Origin of the sequence: Microbacterium sp. 1.5R, assembly GCF_001889265.1 — a bacterium.
Classification (GTDB): domain Bacteria; phylum Actinomycetota; class Actinomycetes; order Actinomycetales; family Microbacteriaceae; genus Microbacterium.
Map to the genome: position 1 here is coordinate 3,385,442 of NZ_CP018151.1, position 16,761 is coordinate 3,402,202.

The following is a 16,761-nucleotide window of genomic DNA, read 5'->3' on the forward strand; positions in this document are numbered from 1 at the left end:
CACCACTATAACGCTTGAGCAACGGACCGCTACCCGGAATACCGCGGCCCGCCGATGCACGCAGCCTCGAGACCTTGACAGCGACGGGATCGGATGGTTTCATCTGCTAAAGCGTTGTAGTCCGCTGGACGGACACCGCCAATCGCCCGCCTCGAGGAAGAAGCACGATGAAAGTTCCCGCACGCATTGTCGCTCTGGCAACATTCACGATCGGCGCCATGGCGCTCGCCGGCTGCACCGGAGGCGGTGCCACATCCGGTGCCGACGGACCGATCGACACCTCCGGCGAGCTGAGCGGGACGATCCAGTTCCAGACCTGGTCGCTGAAGAACGAGAAGTTCACGCCCTACTTCGAAGACCTGATCGACGCGTTCGAGAAGGAGCACCCGGAGGTCACGGTCGAGTGGCTCGACCAGCCGGGCGACGGCTACCAGGAGAAGATCCTGAGCCAGGCGAACGCCGACACGCTGCCCGACGTGCTGAACCTGCCGCCCGACATCGCCTACCCGCTCGTCGCCGCCGGCAAGCTCGTCGACCTCGAGACAGCCGACCCCGACCTGAAGTCGGCATACAACACCGGCGCATGGGATGCCTACAGCCAGTACCCGGGTGTCGACGGCACGTACGGTCTGCCCTGGTACCTGTCCAGCGACGCATCATGGTGGAACCTCGCTCAGCTCGCCCCCTACGGCGTCACCGAGGACAACCTCCCGACGACGGTCGACGAGCTGCTCACCCTCGCGAAGGACGTCGCGACCGAGTCCGGCGGCAAGGTCCAGCTGCTGTCATCGATCCCGGCACTCGACACGTTCACGTCGGCCGGCATGGAGGTCATCAACGACGACGGCGAGTTCGACTTCAACACCGACGAGGCCGCGGCCATCATCGAGAAGTACGCCGACGCGTACGCGGCCGGAGCCATGCCGGCCGAGGCGCTGACCGGCGACTACGGCGGAAACGCCGAAGCGTACATCCAGGAGAAGGTGGCCTTCACGACCGGTGGCACTGGTTTCACGACCGACCTCGCGAAGGACGCGCCCGCGCTGCTCGAGAACACGGTCGCCACGCAGCGACTGGGCATCCCGCCGCTCTACGTGCAGGGACTGAACGTCTCGGCCGACTCCGACAACAAGGAGGCCGCCCTCGCGTTCGCCGAGTTCGCGACGAACGAGGAGAACCAGGTCGCGTTCTCATCGCTCGCGGTCGGCACCGCTCCCGGCACCTCCGCGGGCGGCGACGCCGTCGTCGAGAACATCTCCTCGTCGATCACCGACGAGAAGCAGCTCTCCGCGATCGACACCGTGTTCACGGCCATGGAAGACGCCAAGGCGATCCCGTTCCAGTGGACCTCCGACATGGCGACGTACATGACCCAGCAGATCGCGCTCGCCGTCAACGGTGAGGCCGACGCGCAGGAGCAGCTCGACAAGATCGTCGAGTACGCCAACGCGAACCGCGTGGACCAGTAAGCCATGAGCGCGCACACCAGCATCCGGAGCCGGAGGACGACCATGCGATCGCACCGGTGGTTCACACCCTGGCTGCTCCTCGGCCCCGCCGTCGTCTGGGTGCTGGTGTTCGCGCTCTGGCCGTTCCTCAACACCGTCTTCCTGAGCTTCACGGACGCACGTCCTCTGCGGACTCCCGAGTTCGTCGGCGCCGCGAACTACGAGCGGATGTTCGGCGACGAGATGTTCTGGAACGCCCTCACCACGTGCATCATCTACGTGATCGTCTGCGTGCCGTTGCTCACGATCCTTCCCCTGCTGCTCGCCCTGCTCGTGCAGAAGAAGCTGCCGGGCATCGCGTTCTTCCGCACCACCTTCTACTTCCCCGTCATCGCATCGGTCGTCGTCGTCGCCCTGATCTGGACCTGGCTGTTCGACAGCCGCGGCATCATCAACCAGACGCTCGAGTTCCTCGGCCTCGTCGACAAGCCCATGGCGTTCCTCGTCGACCGGTGGCTGCTGCTCGGCTGCGCGATCCTGCTCACGGTGTGGAAGGGTCTCGGCTACTACATGGTCGTGTACCTCGCCGCGCTCGGCAATGTCGGCAAGGAGCTGCACGAGGCGGCCATGCTCGACGGCGCCGGCTCGTTCCGTCGCTTCCTGTCGGTGACGATCCCGTCGGTGCGCGGAGCGATGCTCCTCATCGCGGTGCTCATCGCCGTCTCGGCGATGAGAGTGTTCGCCGAGCTCGACGTGCTCTCCAAGAGCACGGGAGGTCCCGGCGGATACGACATGTCGCTGGTCATGCTGATCCGCCAGGTCGGCTCCGGCCTGAACGGCAACATCGGCTACGCCTCGGCGATCAGCGTCGCGCTGTTCCTCCTCACCCTCATCCCGCTGGCCGCGATCGCCTTCATGAATCGCGAGAAGAAGGCGAAGGTCTCCGCATGAGCACCCTCACTCCGCCCCGCATCGACGACGACCGTCGCCCTGACGATCAGCCGGCTGCGACCACGCGCGAACCCATCTTCCGCCGCCGCGGTTCCGGCGACTTCAGCAAGCCGACGCTCGGCGGGCTCATCGGCCGCTATGCGCTGCTGCTGCTCGTGCTGGTGCTCGTCATCGGCCCGTTCCTCTGGCAGCTCTCGACGTCGTTCAAGGGTCCGCAGGAGAACATCTACTCGTTCCCGCCCAACCTGATCCCCCGCGAGCCGACGCTGCAGAACTACGCCACGGTCGCCGAGATCGTGCCGGTGTACCTCTACGCCTGGCACTCGCTGCTCGTCTCGGTGGGCACCGTCGTCAGCAACGTGGTGCTCGCGACCTTCGCCGGCTACGCCCTCGGATGCATGCGGTTCCGCGGCAAGTGGATCGTCATGGCCATCCTGCTCTCGACCCTGCTCTTCCCCGGCGAGGTCACGGTGACGAGCAACTTCCTCACCATCCGCTCGCTCGGCCTCGCCGACACCCTGTGGGGCGTGTTCCTGCCCGGCGCCATCAGCGCGATGAACGTGCTGCTCGTCGCCACCGCCTGCCGCATGATCCCGAAGGACGTGCTGGACGCCGCGACGGTCGACGGAGCGACGACCTGGCAGCGCATCCGTCACATCGTGTGGCCCAACATCCGCGGCATGGTCTCGGTGGTCGCGATCTTCGCCTTCATCGGCGCCTGGGACGACTACCTCTGGCCCCTCATCGTGCTCTCCGATCCGTCGAAGTACACGCTCACCGTCGGCATGGCCTACCTCAACAGCAGCTTCTCGGTCGATCCGCGCCTCATCGCGGCGGGCACCATGATCGCCCTCGTGCCGATCGTCATCATGTTCTCGTTCACGCAGCGGTTCTTCTTCAAGGGCGTGCAGGAGGGCGCGGTCAAGGGGTGAGCGACGCCCAGCTCACGCCCGCCGACGGACCCGCTGATCCTCCGTCGTCCCGCCCTCACTCCGGCGTGTTCCGCGGTGACGTGTTCGCCTACTCGTTCGATCCGTCAGCGGGCGAACAGCGGATCGATGTTCCCGGATTCGCGGACGTCGCGATCAGCCCCGACACTCTGCTGCACTGGGCGTTCTACGCAGACGGCGATGCGGCGACCCTGGCTCCGCATGCCGCCCTCGCGGTGACCGTCGATGTCCGCGGGTACGGCGGCGCGCGGCTCGGCGAGACAGCCGCCGTGCGTGACCGGTACGACTTCGCCATGACCGCCGATGCCCAGTTCGCGGCGCGCTGGAGCATGCCCGAGCAGTGGAACGCCGACACCGTGTCGCTGGCGCCGATGCTCTCCGGCTCGGCCCCGCGCACCTCCGCCACCGTCGAGCTGGTGCTCGGCAGCGGATCCCTGGCGGGGATGAGCGGACTGCCGCCGCTCGTCACGGGATTCGTGCAGGTCATGATCGAGGAGCAGGTCGAGCAGCAGCATGCCCTCGCCGACCCGCCACCGGTCGAGCGAGTGGACACTCGTCGCGGCAGCCACTCGGGCCCGCGCTTCTCGCGTGGCAACACCATCCCCGCCGTCGCCGTGCCGCACGGCTTCACCTTCGTCACCGCGGCGACCGATGCCTCGGACACGCGCTGGCCGTATCGGCCGAGCATCCACGACGATCCACCCGGGCGACGCCTCGAGGCCCTGCAGTTCTCGCACCAGCCGAGTCCGTGGATCGGCGACCGCTCGGTGCTCCAGCTCATGCCGTTCGACGGGCATCCGGCCTCCGAGCGCGCCGCGCGCCGCCGGTGGATCGCCCCGGGCACCGAGCGAGCACGCCCCCACGAGTACGCCGCCGATCTCGGTGATGGTCTGCGCGTGGAGATGACCGCGACGTCGCACACCGCCGCCTTCCGCGTGCATGGCGCAGACACTGACGCGGTCGTCGGCTTCGTGATCGATCAGCCCACCGATGACGGCGAACTGCACTGGACCGACGGCGGTGGCTTCGAGGGGTGGACGCCCGAGGGATCCGAGGACTGGGGCAACTCCCCCCGCTGCTACTTCGCGGGCGCCGTGCTGCATGGCGAGGGCGACCCTGCGACGAGTCTGCACGGCGCCCTCGACGACGACGGACGGGCGCGGGTCGCGGGCTACGTCGCCGGCGACGGGTCGCTCGAGGTGCGCGTGGCCGTGTCATTCCTGTCGGTGGAGCAGGCCAGACGCAGTCTCGAGATCGAGTGCCCTCCGGGCATCGCATATGACGAGTTGCGAGCGGAAGCCGCAGCCTCCTGGAACCGGGTGCTGGGCCGCGTGACGATCCCGCCGCTCGACGCATCCGAGACCCCGTATCGCCGATTGGCCGACGAGGAGAATCGGAACCGGATCGCCGCCGCATTGCATCGGATGCACCTGTATCCGAACTCCGCCGCCGAGAATGCCGGCACTGCAGAGGCGCCGCGGCATCGCTTCGCCGACGTGTTCGCCCCACGCGCGCCGTTCGGGGAGAGTGAGACGAGCGCGCCGATCGTCGACGGCGAGCTCATCGTGAACAACGGCTATTGGGACACCTATCGCACCGAGTGGCCGGCGCTCGCGCTGCTCGATCCCTCGCTGACCGGCAGGCTACTCGACGGCCAGCTCGAGCAGTACCGTCGCGGAGGGTGGATGGCGCGGTGGAGCGCACCCGGATATGTCGACAGCATGGTCGGCACCTCCAGCGACCAGATCTTCGCCGATGCCGCCCGGTGGGGCGTGGCGTTCGACCGGGCGGAGGCGTTCGAGAGCGGATGGCGCAACGCCTGCGAACCCGGGCCCGATGCGCGACGCGGCCGCAAGGGCATCGCACGCGGACGCTTCACCGGCTACATCTCGTCCGAGGTGCCGGAGGGCATGAGCTGGACCGTCGAGAACGCGGTGAGCGACGCGGCGCTGGGCCGGTTCGCCGAGCGTCTGGCCCTCGAAGCCGAACGCGCAGCCGCTCCCGGCTCCGACCGCGATGCCGCTCGCTACCGTTCGTTCGCCCGCTATTTCGCCAACCGAGCACGGTCGTATCGCACACTCTTCGACTCGGAATCCGGGTTCCTCCGCGGCAGGGATGCCGACGGCGACCACGCCCCCGAGTTCGACCCGCGCTCCTGGGGAGGCGACAACGTCGAGACGAACGCCTGGGGCATGTCGGTGGGCGCCGTGCACGACGGCGCCGGCCTCGCCGCGCTGCACGGCGGACGTGGGGCCTTCGGACAGCACCTCGACGCGCTCTTCGCCGAGCCGGAGACCGCCGACGAGCGATTCGGCGGGGCGTACGGCACCGTCATCCACGAGCAGCGCGAGGCGCGGGCCCTGCGCTCGGGCATGTGCGCGATCTCGAATCAGCCCGCCCATCACATCCCCTTCATGTACGCGTTCAGCGACCGGCCGTGGCGAGCCGGCGCGATCGTGCACGAGCTGGCCGGGCGTCTCTTCGCAGGCGCCCACATCGGACAGGGCTTCCCCGGCGACGAGGACAACGGCGAGATGAGCGCCTGGTGGCTGTGGGCCGCGCTCGGTCTCTACCCGCTCGAGCTCGCGTCCGGCGTGCTGCGGATCGGCTCGCCCCTCTTCGACGACATCCGCGTCGATCGCGCGGACGGCCGCCCGCTGCGCATCCGCTCTCATCGCCGAGAGCCGGGAGCGCACGTGCTGCAGCGTGCCCGGCTCGACGGGGTCGACCTGCCCAGGGCCGAACTTCCCATCGACGCCGTCGTCGGGGACGCCGTCGTCGGGGATGCGCTCGCCGGGGACGTCGAGCTCGAACTGGTCTTCGGAACCGAGCCCGCGGATGCTCTCGAGACGGGTGAGCGGATGACGGACGAGATCGTGCCCTGGTGCCGCGATCTCACGGCAGACACAGGAGACGTCATCGCGTCCGCATCCGTCATCGATGCGGACCGCCTGTTCGACGACGGCGATCCGAGCGACCGGAGCGACCCGAGCGGTTCGAGCGGGGTCGTCCTGGCGGCGGGCGAATGGGCAGGATGGCGTTTCGCCGAGCCTCGCGCGGTCTCCGACCTCACAGTGACGATGGCCACCGGCGCCCCACGGTCTCGGCTGCGATGGGAGATCCTCGACGCGGACGGATGCTGGGCGGCGGCTCCGACCACCTATGACGCGGAGCTCCCGGCCGATCGCACGACCCCGTTCGAGCTGGTGTCGCGCGTCGTGACCCCGGCGATCCGCGTGCGAGCGGATGCCGAGGTCACGATCCGTCAGATCGAGGTCTTCGACCTCGGGTGATGGCCTCGAGCGCGCGTCGTCACTTCGACAGGACGAACGAGAGCTCGGTGACGTTGCCGGCGACGTCGACCACCTGCAGCGTGTTCTCCCCCACGACCGCACCGAAGACACCGGGCTTCACGAAGTTCAGGTCGCTCCACGCGTCGTCCGAGAGGTCCTTGACGACCCCGTTCACGGAGAGCCGGTCGATCTTGCCTTCGTCGAAGAGCTTGTAGCTCACGCGCTGGTAGCTGCCGTCGGTCTCGACCTTGGTGAATCGCGCGCCGTCCTTGATCGTGACGGTCGGCGAGGTGGTGTCGCGAGGCGCCGCCCGGTACTCCGTCGCCTCGCCCTTCAGCGCCTCGGTGATGCCCGAGAGATAGGCCGACTGATCGGTCGCGGTGAGGTTGTAGGCGACATAGACGCCGTAGCCGTCGGCGACCGTGCGGGTCGCGAAGTCCTCCGCCGTCGCGGCGCTCGTGTTCGAGAGGTCGATCGCCGCTGCCCCGAGTCGGGTGCGGTCCTCCAGCCCCGGAACGGTGGGCGCGTCATAGGTCGGGTAGTACGGGTTCCAGGCGTAGTCGAGCACGCCGGCCGCGTCGAACAGCGTGAAGTCGGTCGTCGTGTAGCTCGGACCGATCGCATACAGACTGATGATCTTGTCGGGTCCGAGACGGTCGCGCAGCGCCGTGGCCAGCCATCCGAACGACTGCGGGTTGGGCTGCGGGGTGCCGTTCGCCCCGTATTCGGTCCACTCGTCGTCGAAGTCGATGCCGTCGAGACCATAGGTCGTCACGGCGTCGGCGAGCTGCGCGGCGAACGCATCTGCCTGCGCATAGGAGGTGAAGTTCGCGAATCCCGCACCCTGATGGTTGCCGAGCACCGAGAGCAGCACCTTGGTGCCGTTCTCCTGCACCGGACGGATCTGCGTCTCGGCGTCGTCGAGCGTCTCGGTGACCCGCTCGTTGAAGTGCAGGTACGCCTTCTCGCCGTCGTAGTTGATGTTGGCGGCGAAGATCATGGCCATGTCGATGGCGGCGTCTCCGGACTCGGCAAGGGTGTAGTCGGCGACGTTGGCTAAATCGTTCGAGTTCACCTCGACGTACACGGCGAGCTGCGGGTCGACCGGCTCGGTCGTGTCGGCGGCGGCACCCGTGGTTCCGGCGAGCATTCCGGCAGCAGCGGTGGCGAGCACTCCGAGACCGGCGATGCCCTTTCGGAACCGGTGATTCCTGACGTTCTGGCTCATGACTGATCGTCTCCTTCGGCGTCGTTGTCGAATCCGGTCGCGCGGTCGCGACCTGTCGCCGAATATAGCGCTTAAGTGATAGGACGGGAAGGCAGAGAAGAAGGGGCGGATGCCGCAGCATCCGCCCCTTCTCGACCGCCTGGACTCCTCGCTCAGATGGTCACATCTCCGACAAGATTGACCTGGATGCCCATGCCCGCGAACATCGCGGCCTTCGCGATCAGCGCCTTGTCGGCCGTCTCGGCGTCGGGCGCGTAGACGAGCTGCGCGTGGTTGGCCTTGTGGCGGGCCATGAACTGGTCGCGCGAGATGCCGTGCAGCACGACGTGCGCGATCGGCCACTCCGGGTTCGTGGCATCCTTGCGTCGCTGCGTCTCCTCCGCAGGCAGCTCCACCACGGAGGCGCGGAAGATGTCGGCCTGCAGGATGCCGTCGGCGATGAACACGCGCGACAGCACGATCTCGCCCGGCTTCGAGACGCCGTTGATCGTGGCGCCGCCCGCAGGGAAGAAGACGTGACCCTGTCGCCAGCCCTCGGCGTTCTGCCATCCGCCGAGATGCGAGGCGGGCACCGAGCCCGAGATCTCGTAGATCCAGACGAACTCTCCGTCGAAGTCCTCGCCCCAGCGCACGTCGTGCAGGGTGTTGTCGGGCACCAGACCCATGGCGCGCCAGACGCGGTCGGTGACGAGGGCGTCGACCGCCACCCCTTCGTCAGCCTCGTTGAAGTGCGGGAAGGCCCGGCCGTCGTGCAGCACGCGCGAACCGTCGCGAGAGGTGACGGGAGGGCGCTCGGTCGAATTCAGGATGCCCTCGGCGAGGTCAGATGCAGGGACGAGGTCCTTCAGGCCCTGCTGGTACTGGATGCCGACAGCGTCGAGCCCGAAATCGTCGGCGATGCGGAGTGCGGCGATGTACATCTTCAGCTGCCACTGCACCTGCTCACGGGTCAGCTCGGTGGCGGCATCCTCGCCGTAGCGGAAGGTCATGCCGGCGTCGATCAGCCAGTCGTAGGCGGCATCCGCCTCATCCTCGCCGACCTCGAGCATCTCGGCGTACAGCGCGGACTGCGAGAGGCGCTCCTTGTAGATGCCCGTCTGGTTGAGCAGCTCGTCGTCGAAGATCGCGTTGTACATGCCCATGCAGCCCTCGTCGAAGACGCCGATGATGGCCTTCTCGGCGCGCAGCTCGGCGGCGAGCGCCTCACCCAGCTGCTTCTCGGGGCTGTCCGGCAGCTCGGGCAGAGGACGCACATGCGAGGCGTCATGGGTGATCGACCCGGTCTCCGTCCACTCCCTGATGCCGCTCGTGAACCAGTCGTCGGTGAAGTCGACCGACCAGATCGTGGAATAGGGCTTGCCCATCTTGGTGAGGCCGGCATTGAGGCCGAGGAGTCCGACCAGGCCGGGCCAGTCCCCCGCGAAGTTCGCGACCGTGAGGATCGGCCCCTCATGCGTGCGCAGTCCTGCGAGCACGTGGTGCGAGTACTGCCACACGGCCTCGGCGACGATCAGCGGAGCATCCGTCGGGATGTTCGTGAAGACCTCGAGGCCCATGCGCTGGCTCGAGATGAAGCCGTGGCCGGTCTCGGGATCGACGTCGTTGGCTCGGACGACGCTCCAGCCGAGCTGTTCGAAGACGCCGGTGACGCCCGCTTCGAGTTCGACCTGCACGGGCCAGCCGCCCGTGTTCGCGGCTTCGCGCAGGTCGCCGGAGGCGATCAGGTACGCGGTCTTCGGCGCGGACACCGGTCGGGATGCCGTCGTCGGCAGGATATAGGTCATGACTCGCGTCCTCCTTGATCGCACGTGTCCTGCAACTGTACGTGAAATCGGTTTCAGCACGCAAGCAGTAGGACCGAGCGTCGTCTGCGTCAGTGCGTGGCGGTCGCGCCCGCGCGGGCGGGCTGGACCTCGGCCGGCAGCACCACGGTGCGCGACGGACCACCGGCCCCACCGATGCGCTCGAGCAGCATCCGCGCCGCCCGGACTCCCATCTCGCGTGCCGGGAGGCGCACGACGGTCACCGCTGTGGGCGAGAGGGTGGTGAACGGCAGCGAGCCGATCACCGCCACGCCGACCCGCGGCGGGGTCAGGCCGTGCTCCGTCAGCACCTGGATCGCACCGACGCCGATCAGGTTGTTCCCCGCCACCACCGCGTCCGGCGGCTCCGGGAGCGCGAGCAGCTCTTCCATGGCGCCCCTGCCTCCGTCGACGCGGAAGGTCGCGAAGCGCAGCAGCTCATCGGCAGCGACCTCGGGGGCGCGCGCCGCGAGCGCAGACCGCCAGCCGGCAGCGCGCTCTGCGGCCGTGTCGATCCCCTCCGGACCGCCGATGTACGCGACCCTCCGGAATCCGGCGGCCAGCAGCGCTTCGGTGGCCGATGCCCCGGCCTCGCGATTGGCCATGACCACACCGTCGACGTCGTAGACCGTATGCCGATCGACGGCGACGACGGGGCGCCCCGTGTCGAGGATGCCGTCGAGCCTCGTGCGTTCGGACGCGGGGGCGATGATCACGCCCGACATGTGCTCGGAGACCGCGATCTGGAGGTAGGTCGTCTCCTTCTCGGGCTGCGAGTCGGAGTTGCAGAGCACGACCGAGTATCCGGCCTCGGACGCGACGTCCTCGACGCCTCTGGCCATCTCGGTGAAGTAGGGGTTCTCGATGTCGGGGATCACCAGCCCGATGACCTCGGACCTCTGCCGCCGCAGATTGCGAGCCGTGCGGTTGGGCGTGAAACGCAGCTGCTCGGCGGCCCGGCGCACCGCCTCGACCTTCGCGGCGGAGACGCTGGTGCCGTTGAACACCCGCGAGACGGTGGCGGGCGAGACCTGCGCGAGTCGAGCGACATCGTAGATCGTGGCCATCGGCACACTGTAACCGGTTTCAGGTCGCCACGGAGAGTTCGTCTGCGCCGGCGCGTCAGTCGGCCAGCATCCGATCCCGCACCTGCCTGCGCAGGACCTTTCCGATGAGCGAGCGGGGCAGCTCGTCGACGACCGTGATGCGCTTGGGCACCTTGTAGGGCGTCAGCCGCGTGCGGCAGAAGTCGCGCAGCGCACCGGTGTCGAGCACAGCTCCCTCGCGGAGCACGACCGCAGCGGCGATCTCCTCTCCCCCGCTCGACCGCGGAAGGCCGACGACCGCGGCCGCGACCACGTCCGGGTGCGCTTCGAGCGCGTCCTCGACCTCACTGGGCGACACGTTGAAGCCGCCCGTGATGATGAGCTCCTTGAGGCGGTCGACGATCGTGACGAAGCCGTCGACCGAGACCTCGGCGATGTCGCCTGTGCGCAGCCATCCGTCAGACAGCAGGACATCGGCGGTGTCGCCGGGACGGCGCCAGTACCCCTGGAAGACCTGCGGGCCGCGGATGAGCAGCTCGCCTCGTTCGCCGACGGGCAGGTCGACGTCGGTGTCGGCGGGGTCGACGACGCGGATCTCGGTGCTCGGGAAGGGCACTCCGACCGTGCCAGGGCGCCTGCTCCTGCCCATCGGGTTGCCGAGCGCGACGGGCGAGCTCTCGGTCATGCCATAGCCCTCGACGAGCAGACCGCCGGTGGCCTCCTCCCACCGCTGCACTGTCGCGACGGGAAGGCTCATCGCCCCGGAGATGGCGAATCGGACGGTCGAGAGGTCGATGGTCCCCCGCGATGCGGCTCGGGCGAGCTGGTCATAGATCGGCGGGACCGCGGGCAGGAACGTGGGCGGACTGGTGCGGGCCGCCTTCGTGACCAGGCCGAGGTCGAACGTCGGGAAGAGCACCAGCTTCGCGCCGATGCTCATCGCGAAGGTCAGACACAGCGTCATGCCGTAGGCGTGGAACAGCGGCAGCACGCCGTAGAACGTCTCCTCGCCGTCGACCAGACCGGGCACCCATGCCTGGCCCTGCATCGCGTTGGCGCGCAGGTTCGCGTGAGTGAGGATCGCGCCTTTGGGCGTGCCCGTGGTTCCGCTCGTGTACTGCAGCAGGGCGGTGTCGTCGAGCGTCGGGCCGGCGACCTTGCGCGAGAGCGGCCGATGGTCGACCAGCTTCCTCCAGGCCTCTGCTCGCCGTGTCCGCGGGGTGGCCGTCAGCTTCGCGCGCGCCGCGCGCGCCTTCGGGATGGGCAGGCGCAGCAGCATCCGCTGAGCGGCGGGCATCGCCTCGGTGAGGTCGACGCTCACGATGTGCTCGACTCGCAGATCGGAGGGGAACTCGGCGATCGTGTCGACCGTCTCGTCCCAGACGATCGCGACCTTCGCTCCGTGATCCTCGAACTGGTGCCGCAGCTCCCTCGCCGTGTAGAGCGGGTTGTGCTCGACGACGATCGCTCCCAGGCGCAGCGCCGCGTAGAACGCCACGACGTGCTGCGGGCAGTTCGGCAGGACGAGGGCGACCCGGTCGCCCTTGTGCACGCCCAGGCGCCTCAGCCCCTCGGCAGCGCGTGCGATCTGGTCGCCGAGCTCGCGGTAGGTCGTGACCGCACCGAAGAACTCGAGCGCCGGTCGACGAGCGAAAGCGGCGATGCTCGCCGACATCATCTCCGGCAGCGTCTGCGTCGGAGCGTGGATCTCGGCGGGCACACCGTCCGCGTAGGAGTCGAGCCATGGCCGGGATTCATACGGGGAGTCGGACATGGGTCCATCCTGCCCCGACCGGCTGTGAGCCGGCCCGCCCCACGCGGCGCGAGATGCGAGCGGCTAGCTGTGCGCCGCCACCACCTGCGCGACGGCGCGACGCTCGTCGTCCGTCGGCTCGGCGATCGCCATGCGGCAGTGGGTGTCGACCACATCGAGCACGCGGTAGGCCTCTTTCATCCGCGCCATGTCGCCGCCGATGAGCGACACGACATCGTCGACCGCGGCCTGAGCGACCGCGATGGCGTCGGCATCGCCGGAACGGCCGGCGTCGGCCAGGGCACGGAAGGGCTTCGGGGTGACCGAGGAGACGCCCGAGACGACACCCTGGGCACCCACCTGCACGGCCGCGATCAGGTCGCGGTCGGCGCCGGTGTAGAGGTCGAAGTCGGCGGGCACCGCGGCCCTGTAGGCGGCGATGTCGTCGAGCGACAGCTCGCTGATCTTCGCGCCCACGATGTTCGGCAGCGCGGCAAGCCGCGTCAGCAGCTCGACCGACACCGGATTCCCGCTGCGCGCGGGATAGATGTAGACGTAGAGACGACCGTCGCCGATCGCGCTCGACAGCGCCTCGTAGTACTCGAAGATCGACTCGTCCGTGGCCTTGAGGTAGTAAGGGGTGAGGGCGGCGAATTCGGTCGCACCCAGTCCCTTCGCGATCTCTACGAGACGCAGCGCCTCGAAGGTGCTCGGCTGGCCGACGTGCACGACGACGCGCATGCGGTCCTTCAGCTCGGCCAGCGCGGCCTCGACGATCGCCGCGAACTCGGTCGCGTCGACGGCAGGGAACTCGCCCGTGGTGCCGAGGACGAAGGCGCCCTCGTTGCCCGATTCGGCGACGAAGCGGAAGATCGCTCGCGATCCCTCGAGGTCGAGTGCGCCGTCGCTGTGGAAGGCTGTGGGCACGGCGGTGAGGATGTCGTAGCGGGTCACTTCTCGTTCTCCTTGGAGTTCTTGCGGGTCTTGCGCGGGCGTCTCGTGGCGGCCGGGACGCTGCGGACGGTCGATGTGAGCAGGTCGGGGTCGGCGGCGAGCTCGCCGTGCGCCTTCTCGATCTGCTCCCGGCTCTCGGCGTCGAGGATCGAGTCCTCGAGTGAGCCGCGCTCGGCACGGGGTGTGCGGGCCGCGCGGATCGCCGGCATGACGATCGAGAGCACGGCGAGCGCGAGCAGCACGATCGCGATGGGACTGACGACCTCGAAGAACGGCCGCGTGGGCAGGATCGCCAGCGTGCGAGCCAGGTTCTCCTCGGCCAGGGGGCCGAGCAGCAGGCCGAGCACGATCGGCCCGGCCGGCACCTGCATCCGCTTGAGCAGCACTCCGATGACACCGAACACGAGCATCGTGACGACGGTCGACAGGCTGTTCGAGGTGGCGTATGTGCCGATGATGCAGAAGATCAGGATGCCGCTCCACAGGTAGGGCTGCGGCACGTCGAGCAGCTTCACCATGCCCTTCATGCGCACGAGGCTCAGCCCGAGGGAGAGCAGGGTCGCGACGAGCATGATGCCCACGATCGAGACGACGAGGTCGGGGCGGTTGGTGAACAGCGTGGGTCCGGGGGTGATGCCCCAGATGATCATCGACCCGATCATCACCGCCATCACCGAGTCGCCGGGAATGCCGAGGGCCATCGTGGTCGTGAGGGAGCCGCCGAGCGTGGCGCTGGACGCGGTGTCGGATGCCGCGACGCCCTCGATGGAGCCCTTGCCGAACATCTCGGGGTGCTTCGATGCCTTGCGGGCTCGTTCCCATCCGATCAGACCGGCGATGTCGCCACCGGCTGCCGGGATGAGCCCGACCCCGAGACCGACGGCGCCGCCGACCGCGGTGGCTCGACCGCTCTGCTTCAGCTCGGCGCGATTCGGCCACCAGCGGCCGAGGCTCGAGATCGGGCGCACGTGCGACTTGCGATACGTGAGCAGCTGGTCGAAGAGCTCGGCGATGCCGAAGAGTCCGATGATCACGGCGATGAAGTTGACGCCCTCGACCAGCTCGAGCACTCCGAAGGTGAATCGCTGGTCCGCCGTGGCGGCATACGTTCCGACGGTGCCGAGCATGAGGCCGAAGAGACCCGCGAGGATGCCCTTGAGCATCGACTTCGACGAGATCCCGATCATGATCGCGATGCCGAAGACGACGAGCGCGAACAGCTCGGGCGACTTGAAGTAGTCGCGGGCGAAGCTGGCGATCGGCACGGCGGCGACGGCGAAGAGCACGAGGGAGGCGAGGATGCCGACGGCCGAGACGATCGCCGAGATCGTCAGCGCGAGACCGGCTCGCCCCTGCTTCGCCATCGGATAGCCGTCGAGAGTCGTTGCGATCGACGCGGGAGTGCCGGGGGTGTTGATGAGGATCGACGGCACGCGGTCGCCGAAGTTCGCGGCGACGTAGATCGTCAGCAGCACCGCGAGGCCCTGCACGGGCTCCAGCGTGAGCGTGAATCCTGCGGCGAGAGCGACCGCCATGGTCGCGGTGATGCCGGGGAAGGCGCCGACCATGAAGCCGAGCAGCAGCCCGACGAGCATGTACAGCAGGATCGAGATGTCGAGGAGCGAGTTCAGCCCCTCCATGAGCGCGTTCACAGCGGGATCCTCAGGAGCATGCCGAACACCACGTAGACGAACGCGGTGACGGAGACGGAGTAGATGATCAGGCTCAGCCACCGGCGGTGCCCGTAGAGGAGCATGAGAGTGGCCATCAGCACGGCGGCGGCGATCGGGAAGACCTCGATGCGGTAGCCGAAGAGGATGACGGATCCGAGCGACCACACCGCGATGAAGGCCCCGGCGATCAGCAGGGTGGCGATGACGCGGACCACGCCGCCCGGCTGGATGCGGTCGAGGTCTTCGCGGCCGGGAGCGGGGCGGGTGATCGCCAGAGCCAGGATCACGAGCGAGACGACGACCGCCGTGACCGCGAGGACCATGGGCCAGAAGCGCGCGTCGATCTGTCCGGGCAGTGCCTCTCGGCGCAGCGGGATCTGCGTGGCCAGGAAGAGATAGCCGGCGCTGAACGCCAGGGCGACGGCGCCGAAGACGATCTCGAGCGGTCGCGAGGGCGGTGCTCCCTGGTGCGCGTCCTGCTCGATCGCAGGAGTGACATCGGCGTGGGACATGGTGCTCCTTCCCTGGTCTGACGTGCGGCGACGGACCGCGGGGCCGGCGTGCGGCCGACCCCGCAGTCGGAGCCGGTCAGCCCAGGAGGTCCTTGAACAGGTCGAACTGCTCGTTCACGAACGTCGTCCACTCGGCCGAGTCGCGGTAGACCACGAGGTTGCCGGCATCCTTCTGGAACTGCTGGTAGGTGTCGGACTCGACGGCCTCCTTGACGGCGGCCTCGAGCTCGCTCTTCACGTCATCCGGCAGACCCTTGGGGGCGTAGATGCCGCCCCAGCCGCCGAAGACCACGTCTTCGCCGATCGCCTCGTCGGCTGTCGGCACGTCCTCGGCGTCGGGGTGACGCTCGTCGTTGAGGACTGCGAGGATGCGCACGGCCTCGCCCTGCGCGAGAGCCTCACCCAGGCCGGACACGGCGGCGACGGTCTCACCGGATGCGGCGGCGGCGACCGCCGTCGCTCCACCGTCGTAGGGAACCGGCGTGAACGCGGCGCCGGTCGCGTCGCCGAGGCCGATCGTCGCGGCCTCCCAGATGGAACCCGCGCCGGAGTTGGCGACGGTCACGGCGCCGGCCTCGGCCTGGGCGACCAGGTCTTCCAGAGTCTCGATGCCGCTGTTCGCGCCGACCGTGACGACACCGGGGGCGAGCATGATCTGTCCCAGCAGGTCGAAGTCCTCGGGCAGCACGTTCGCGCTCTGCGTGGTGTTGAGCATCGCGATCTCGACCGGGGCGAACCCGATGACGTAGCCGTCCGGATCCTGCGATCCGACGTACTCCATCGCGAGAGCCCCTGCCGCACCCGGCATGTTCTCGGGGATCACGCTGACGCCGAGGATGCCCTCGAGCTCGGTCGCGAGGGCACGCGACGACAGGTCGGATCCACCGCCCGGGTTCGCCTGGATGATCAGACGGATGTCATTCTCGGGAAAGGCGGATTCCGCGTCTACACCCTCTTCGACCTTCGTGCAGGCCGACAGGACGAGAGCGGTGGCGGCGACGGCCGCGAGAGCGGCGGCGGCCCGGGTGATGCGCTTGCGGGGCATCTTTGCTCCTCTACGTGGGTCGACCTTGTTGTCGACCCCCTGACCGTATCAGTGTTGACTGTTAACAGTCAACACTGATACCGGTATACAACTCTCCGCCACCGCC

At 68.4% G+C, this 16,761-nt stretch carries 12 protein-coding genes; 4 read left to right on the plus strand and 8 right to left on the minus strand.

From position 1 onward, the window contains the following. Positions 1-218 precede the first annotated feature (218 nt). From BMW26_RS16165 to BMW26_RS16180, 4 genes are read left to right on the plus strand one after another with little or no spacing between them, the layout of a single operon-like run. Positions 219-1,469 carry an ABC transporter substrate-binding protein gene (locus BMW26_RS16165; RefSeq protein WP_056275241.1) on the plus strand — a complete coding sequence of 417 codons (1,251 nt, stop codon included), beginning with the start codon at positions 219-221 and terminating at the stop codon, positions 1,467-1,469. A 42-nt stretch (positions 1,470-1,511) separates the two neighbouring features. Further along, the gene (locus BMW26_RS16170) at positions 1,512-2,399 is read left to right on the plus strand and encodes a carbohydrate ABC transporter permease (protein WP_072592043.1); all 888 of its coding nucleotides are present in this window, start codon (positions 1,512-1,514) and stop codon (positions 2,397-2,399) included. Then, positions 2,396-3,331: a carbohydrate ABC transporter permease gene (locus BMW26_RS16175; protein ID WP_198032348.1), complete on the plus strand. Its 936-nt coding sequence runs from the start codon at positions 2,396-2,398 to the stop codon at positions 3,329-3,331. Before BMW26_RS16170 ends, BMW26_RS16175 begins: the two co-directional genes overlap by 4 nt. Then, a complete protein-coding gene (locus tag BMW26_RS16180) occupies positions 3,328-6,642 on the plus strand; it encodes a GH92 family glycosyl hydrolase (RefSeq protein ID WP_072592044.1) in 3,315 nt (1,104 codons plus the stop codon). Before BMW26_RS16175 ends, BMW26_RS16180 begins: the two co-directional genes overlap by 4 nt. Before the next feature lie 19 nt (positions 6,643-6,661). Here BMW26_RS16180 and BMW26_RS17970 read toward each other — a convergent pair whose 3' ends face one another. The 8 genes from BMW26_RS17970 to BMW26_RS16220 all read right to left on the minus strand — a co-directional run bounded on the left by BMW26_RS17970 (position 6,662) and on the right by BMW26_RS16220 (position 16,655). Then, positions 6,662-7,870: an endo-beta-N-acetylglucosaminidase H gene (locus BMW26_RS17970; protein WP_232224491.1), complete on the minus strand. Its 1,209-nt coding sequence runs from the start codon at positions 7,868-7,870 to the stop codon at positions 6,662-6,664. A gap of 152 nt (positions 7,871-8,022) precedes the next feature. Continuing rightward, positions 8,023-9,654, minus strand: coding sequence for a fucose isomerase (locus BMW26_RS16190; protein WP_072592045.1), 1,632 nt, complete (start codon positions 9,652-9,654; stop codon positions 8,023-8,025). 89 nt (positions 9,655-9,743) lie between these two features. Beyond that, a complete protein-coding gene (locus BMW26_RS16195; protein ID WP_072592046.1) occupies positions 9,744-10,739 on the minus strand; it encodes a LacI family DNA-binding transcriptional regulator in 996 nt (331 codons plus the stop codon). A 55-nt stretch (positions 10,740-10,794) separates the two neighbouring features. Then, positions 10,795-12,492 carry a long-chain-fatty-acid--CoA ligase gene (locus BMW26_RS16200; protein ID WP_072592047.1) on the minus strand — a complete coding sequence of 566 codons (1,698 nt, stop codon included), beginning with the start codon at positions 12,490-12,492 and terminating at the stop codon, positions 10,795-10,797. A 63-nt stretch (positions 12,493-12,555) separates the two neighbouring features. Then, positions 12,556-13,425, minus strand: coding sequence for a dihydrodipicolinate synthase family protein (locus BMW26_RS16205; RefSeq protein WP_053098052.1), 870 nt, complete (start codon positions 13,423-13,425; stop codon positions 12,556-12,558). Beyond that, on the minus strand, positions 13,422-15,077 hold the full coding sequence (locus tag BMW26_RS16210) for a tripartite tricarboxylate transporter permease (RefSeq protein WP_053098053.1): 1,656 nt from the start codon (positions 15,075-15,077) through the stop codon (positions 13,422-13,424). The genes BMW26_RS16205 and BMW26_RS16210 overlap by 4 nt, the downstream gene beginning before the upstream one ends. After that, the gene (locus BMW26_RS16215) at positions 15,074-15,610 is read right to left on the minus strand and encodes a tripartite tricarboxylate transporter TctB family protein (RefSeq protein ID WP_072592048.1); all 537 of its coding nucleotides are present in this window, start codon (positions 15,608-15,610) and stop codon (positions 15,074-15,076) included. Before BMW26_RS16215 ends, BMW26_RS16210 begins: the two co-directional genes overlap by 4 nt. A 76-nt stretch (positions 15,611-15,686) precedes the next feature. Next, a complete protein-coding gene (locus BMW26_RS16220; protein WP_072592049.1) occupies positions 15,687-16,655 on the minus strand; it encodes a tripartite tricarboxylate transporter substrate binding protein in 969 nt (322 codons plus the stop codon). Positions 16,656-16,761 lie beyond the last annotated feature (106 nt).

Bases quoted from the DNA above. Each gene is read 5' to 3' on its own strand.
- BMW26_RS16165 (WP_056275241.1), top strand. From the start codon at position 219: ATGGCGCTCGCCGGCTGCACCGGAGGCGGTGCCACATCCGGTGCCGAC.
- BMW26_RS16170 (WP_072592043.1), top strand. From the start codon at position 1,512: ATGCGATCGCACCGGTGGTTCACACCCTGGCTGCTCCTCGGCCCCGCC.
- BMW26_RS16175 (WP_198032348.1), top strand. From the start codon at position 2,396: ATGAGCACCCTCACTCCGCCCCGCATCGACGACGACCGTCGCCCTGAC.
- BMW26_RS17970 (WP_232224491.1), bottom strand. From the start codon at position 7,870: ATGAGCCAGAACGTCAGGAATCACCGGTTCCGAAAGGGCATCGCCGGT.
- BMW26_RS16190 (WP_072592045.1), bottom strand. From the start codon at position 9,654: ATGACCTATATCCTGCCGACGACGGCATCCCGACCGGTGTCCGCGCCG.
- BMW26_RS16195 (WP_072592046.1), bottom strand. From the start codon at position 10,739: ATGGCCACGATCTACGATGTCGCTCGACTCGCGCAGGTCTCGCCCGCC.
- BMW26_RS16200 (WP_072592047.1), bottom strand. From the start codon at position 12,492: ATGTCCGACTCCCCGTATGAATCCCGGCCATGGCTCGACTCCTACGCG.
- BMW26_RS16215 (WP_072592048.1), bottom strand. From the start codon at position 15,610: ATGTCCCACGCCGATGTCACTCCTGCGATCGAGCAGGACGCGCACCAG.
- BMW26_RS16220 (WP_072592049.1), bottom strand. From the start codon at position 16,655: ATGCCCCGCAAGCGCATCACCCGGGCCGCCGCCGCTCTCGCGGCCGTC.